At 43.3% G+C, this 5,378-nt stretch carries 2 protein-coding genes; both read left to right on the forward strand.

Annotated elements, in window-relative coordinates; genetic code table 11:
* Positions 1-2,310, forward strand: a 2,310-nt coding sequence (locus K1X84_16605) for a caspase family protein (protein ID MBX7153250.1), incomplete at its 5' end; no start/stop codon positions are given.
* A 207-nt stretch (positions 2,311-2,517) separates the two neighbouring features.
* Positions 2,518-5,378: tetratricopeptide repeat protein (locus K1X84_16610; protein ID MBX7153251.1), on the forward strand; the 2,861-nt coding region annotated here is incomplete at its 3' end.

Here is a 5,378-nt window from a genome sequence, read left to right on the forward strand (position 1 = left end):
TTGTGGAATACGACGACGTGGTCGCAAATCCGCAAAATGAAAAGCTCCAGCACTTACAACTGGATTGATGGCCTGGCGTTTTCTTTGGATGGAAAATACTTGTACGTCGGCGAATATAATAATAACATTTCCGTATGGGACGTTGCTACCGGCATTTCTATCAAAACATTGTCGGGTCATACCAATCACGTGTGGAGCATTGCCATCAGTCCGGACGGAAAAGTTTTGGCATCGGCCAGCGCGGATCGTACGGTCAAATTATGGGATGTGGCTTCGGGCTCATTGATCAAAACATTAACCGATCCGAAAGACGAATTATTTAATATTGCATTTAGCCGCGATGGCAGCAAACTAGTAGCGTCCAGCGATGACAAAAATGTCTATATCTGGACAATGAAAGGCATTACCGGCGGCAAGATAGAAACGTTTACGGAGACGGTCACGGCTTTGCCACCTTACCTGAATGCCACGGCAACTTTTGCGGACGCCGATGGCGACAATTTACTCAAGGGTGGCGAAAGCGGCAAAGTTACTTTTATTATTAAAAATACGGGAAAAGGACCGGCGCTGGGCGTCAATGCGAAATTTACGATCACGGAAGGTTCATTGGGCTTATTCCTGGGCACTCCGACATTTTATATCGGCGACATTCAGCCCGGAGCTGAAAAAACGATCACTTCTACCGTCGACGCAACCGAAGATGTGCTGACTCAAAAAGTCAGTATGAAAGTTGAAGCAACGGAGAAAAACGGATTTGGAGCCGATGCCATTATTGTCAATTTTAATACCAAAGCGCAGGAGCCGCCGTTGCTGGCTGTCAGCAAATATGTATTGCGTGACGATGGCAGCGGCCAAAGCCAAGGCAATGGCGACGGCGTGATTCAGAAAAAAGAAACCGTTGAGCTTACCGTATTTTTGACTAATACAGGTCAGGGCGCAGCCAATAGTGTTAAATTGACTCTGAAATCTTCGGATCCTGGAATTTTTGTATCACAGAGTTCAGCCACTCTTGGCGACATTCCTCCGGGTGAAGTGAAAAAGGGCGTTTTCGTATTTGCAGTGAGCGGTAATTATAATACGGTTTCGTCGACGTTACCGCTTAATATTGAGATCAGCGAAAAGCGTCCGAAATTCAATAAATCGGAAAACCTTGGTTTAAGCCTCGATGCATCTTACAAAAAAGAAGTGGTGGTCGACGTCGTATCGAATTTCAAAGAAGAAAACAAAACGGTTTCAATGGGTAATATCAAAGACAAAGTTGATCAAGCCGTCAAAGATATGAACCTGGCCATTAGCAAATCAGGTGCATCCGAAATCGAATTGCCTGCGCGCGAAAATGTATACGCCGTTGTGATTGGGATCAGCGAGTATAAGAGCAAGGACGTTCCGCCGTTGTCCTATGCCGTCAACGATGCATCAGGCGTCTATGCACTTTTGACTAATAATGTGATCGGCGGTATACCGAAAGCCAATGTTAAATTCCTAGCGGGACCGGAAGCAACATTGACTGAAATAAAAGTCGCACTTGGATGGTTGGTCAATCAAGGCATGGAAGATGAAAATGCTGTTCTGATGTTCTATTATTCCGGTCACGGAGCGCCCGAACAAGATGATGAAGGTAATGTCAAGACGGCTTTCCTGATTCCGTTTGACGGCCAGCCTAAATTTCTCGCTGAAACAGGAATCGGTATTGATTACCTCCAGCAGGAACTTGGAAAAGTGAAAGCGAAAAACGTGTTTGTTGCAATGGATGCATGTTTTACGGGCTCTGGCAGGTCGTTCATGAAACAGGGCGCGCGTGGAATCAATCTTGTGCCTAAAGAGATCATCAAAGAATCTGTAGAGGGTAAAGTATTTCTGACGGCTGCGGCAAACGATCAATCGGCGTTTGATGATCCGCAGAATAAACACGGTTTGTTTACCAATTTCCTGCTTGAAGCATTGTCCGGCAAAGGAGACAGCGATGCCGAAACCGGTAACAATGACGGTTGGGTGAGTTCAAATGAAGTATTCAACTATCTGAAAGATCGTGTTTCCAAAGCGGCGAGGAAACTGGAAAATGTCAAACAGGATCCTCAGATGATCGGCTTCGGGGAAATCAAACTGACCCGCACGTTCCAGAAAAAAGCCGGCAGCATGACCGTCGATGAAAAGAAAGCTAAGTTGGGCAAAGCACTCAATTCTGCTGCAATTAATATGGATCAATACGCTAAAGCACTGACGGAAATCAAATCTGGTAATGAGAGCGCTGTTTTGAAGGATTTTCTTGCCGCCAAAATTGACGCTAAGAAATTCGGCGAAAGCTATTAAAAATTAACGTATAAGTCTGCACAAGGTGACGTTTTAAAAAAAACGTCACCTTTTTTATTTGTAAAAAAGCTTGAAATCGTTGTGTATAAATAGCAAATTGTCCAGCGATGTCATAACAGCGATGCGTTCCGCGTCGCTGTTTTAGTTTAAATTGTTTTTTGAACGTCAGAATAATTTGTCAAACAATCAAAACAAAGGCGTTGATTTATGATCAACTTTGTAGGGAGATTCTTTTTATTAACGGTCATGGCGATGATGTTTTCATGTTCGTCATTGCATTTATCGACAACAAACGAAACGGCCAAGACTGCATATAAAGAGGGATTGAAATATGAGAAACAGGGAGAAATCGGATGGCGCAAGGCTATCGATGCTTACCGTAAAGCCGTTCGTGAAGACGCGGCTTTTGTAGAAGCCTATAGCTCCCTCGGGAGGTTGTATGAATTGCGCGGGCATTATCAACAAGCTGCAGAAAATTACAAACTAGCTCTTACCATTCAGCCTAACGAGTCCGGATTGTATCTTGCTTACGGACGCGCACTGTTCAATTCAGGCCGCTACCAGGATGCGCTGAAATATCTCCAACAATACAATGCGTTTTTTCCTTTAGATAGAGAAGGTATCGAGTTATTAGCTGAAACCCAGCGTGTACTCGGCGACCCCAATGCTGAAGTTCTTTATCTGCAATTGGCAGAAATTGATACAGGAAGCGTCGATGCTCTTAAAGGGCTGGCCAATTATTATTACGAAGGTCGTCAGTATTCTAAGGCGCTGCCGTATTTCCGAAAATTGATGAACGTTACAAAAATTACCGATGCTAATATTTTCTACCAATTCGGTTATTGTTTAGTGCAAACGCAGCAGTGGAACGAGGCCCAAAAACAATTTGAAAACGCTGTTATGCTGAATGGGCAAAATGAGTTATTCAAAGAATACTCTGACATTGTTGCCAAAATCACTAAAGGATTATTTCATGGGGAGGCTTTTGAACAGTATCTATCGGCTGTGTATCAAGTAGATGTTGCGGAGACCAGTAAAGAAAAATTACCGCTCTATAAAAATGCTATCGAACTCCTGAATTCAGCTTTGACTTTGGAGCCATCGTTTATTTTGGCTCATAAAGAACTGGCGAGAGTGAACTATACCCTTGGTAAAGACGATGACGCACTAAAATCTTACGAATTTCTGATCAGTGCCGGCAAGGCTTCCAAATACGATTACACCAATGCTGCATATTTGTCATTTCGAAAAGATCATCTGGAAAAGGCTAAAACATATTATGAAGCGTCGTTACTCATCGATCCATCCCAAACGGACGTTCAGCATTATTTGCAAACGATTGAAAAAATTCTGAACGGCAGCATCAAAAAAGAAAGCTACTTCTTTTATGACAAAGGCGCGAAAGCGTCGGTCGCCGATTCGGCCGAATGGTATTTGAAAAAGGCTATAGCGATTGATTCGAGTTATTATGAAGCGTACCTGGAATTAGGCAATCTTCAGATGCGAATTGGTAAGTATCGTGATGCTGAAGCGACGTTTACCAAAGGCCTTCAGTTGTCAACCGAATCCGATATTCAAGCGACTTTTCATTACAATTTAGCTCTGACGTATGCCAGGCGTGATCTCCATGATAAAGCGATTGCTCAATTCCAGAAAACTCTTGAACTCGATCCGGGCGACAGCGATGCATTGTATAATTTGTCCAAAACGTATTTAGATAAATCCGATTTGCCGAACGCGATCAAAACTTACGATCGATTGATAAAAGATAATCCTGACTATTTTCAACCGTCGTTGAATGAAATCGAAGAATTTGCACTCGATCAATCGCATGGCATTAACGCTTCAAAAAGTGTTAATATGGCGTCTGTTCTTAAAATCGGGCAGACGAACACCTATACTTTAAAAATCAAATCGAAGAACGATGCCCTTTTCGGAGCCGATGCCAATGGTGACGCTTCACGCGAATTGACAATTGCATTCCGCGAGCAGGTTCAGGATATATCGGAATTTGGTGAAGTAGAGTTTGCACTGGATATTTTGACCGTTGAAGGATATGCCTTATTGCCGCAGGAAAAAAAATCTATAGGTCAGCGATTATATTTGAAAATATCAGATGTTTATGGTGTGACGAATATATATGGGCTTCTTGAAGAAAATCCGTATTCGCTCGCTCGTTTTGTTATTGCCGTAATGGAGGATTTGCACGGCGCTTATCTTCGCCGGTCTGTGGCTGAAGGAGAAATGTGGCGTTCCGGACAATATATATTCAAACTCGGTTCCGTAGATGCCGTGATGGTGCTTGACGAAGTGGACGGTTCAATAGCACGCGGTACAAAATATTACGGCGTTACCGGCAGTTATGATGCGGCGCGTTATGGCGATGTCGGCCGTGTTTATGTTTTTAATAAGGGAACACAAACGTTTGAATACGATACAAAGAAAAACTTGATAGCCAAGCTCAATAATCAGTTTACAACGAAATTATTTTCGGAAAGTACGGCTAAAATGGAGATTCAAGAAGCGTCCTATGAATTAGCGCTGAAAGACATGCGTTTTGAGCAACTTGAAAAACCTAAAAAAGTTGTTATTTCTGATATTCCTTACGTGAAGCAGCACGGTCCTCAGTGCGCGGCGGCTTCCTTGTCGATGGTTCTGGCCCATTACAAACAACCGATCGATCAGGATGATATTTACGCTACGATTAAGAGCGATTTTGCAGGCGCTCAATTGAATGATATCGTCAACTATCCGCGGAGTCTTGGAAAATATAAAGCTTTTGGTTATCTCGGTACGTTAGAAGATTTGAAAGACCGGATCGATCAGGGCATTCCGGTTCTTGTTTTTCTTACGCCCTTTGGAGGCGGGCACGTGGTCGTCGTTATTGGCTATGACGAAACCAAACATCAAATTATCATGCACGATCCGACTGTGGCTAATGACCATGCCGTAGCGTATGATGATTTTTTGAGAGAATGGAAACAAAGCGGCAACGAATGCGCCATCGTTGCTCCTTTTGATAAAAATATTATCGTAACGGAAGGACCGATCACTACCAACAAAGCCGT

The organism is bacterium, assembly GCA_019695335.1.
Lineage (GTDB): Bacteria > CLD3 > CLD3 > SB21 > SB21 > JABWBZ01.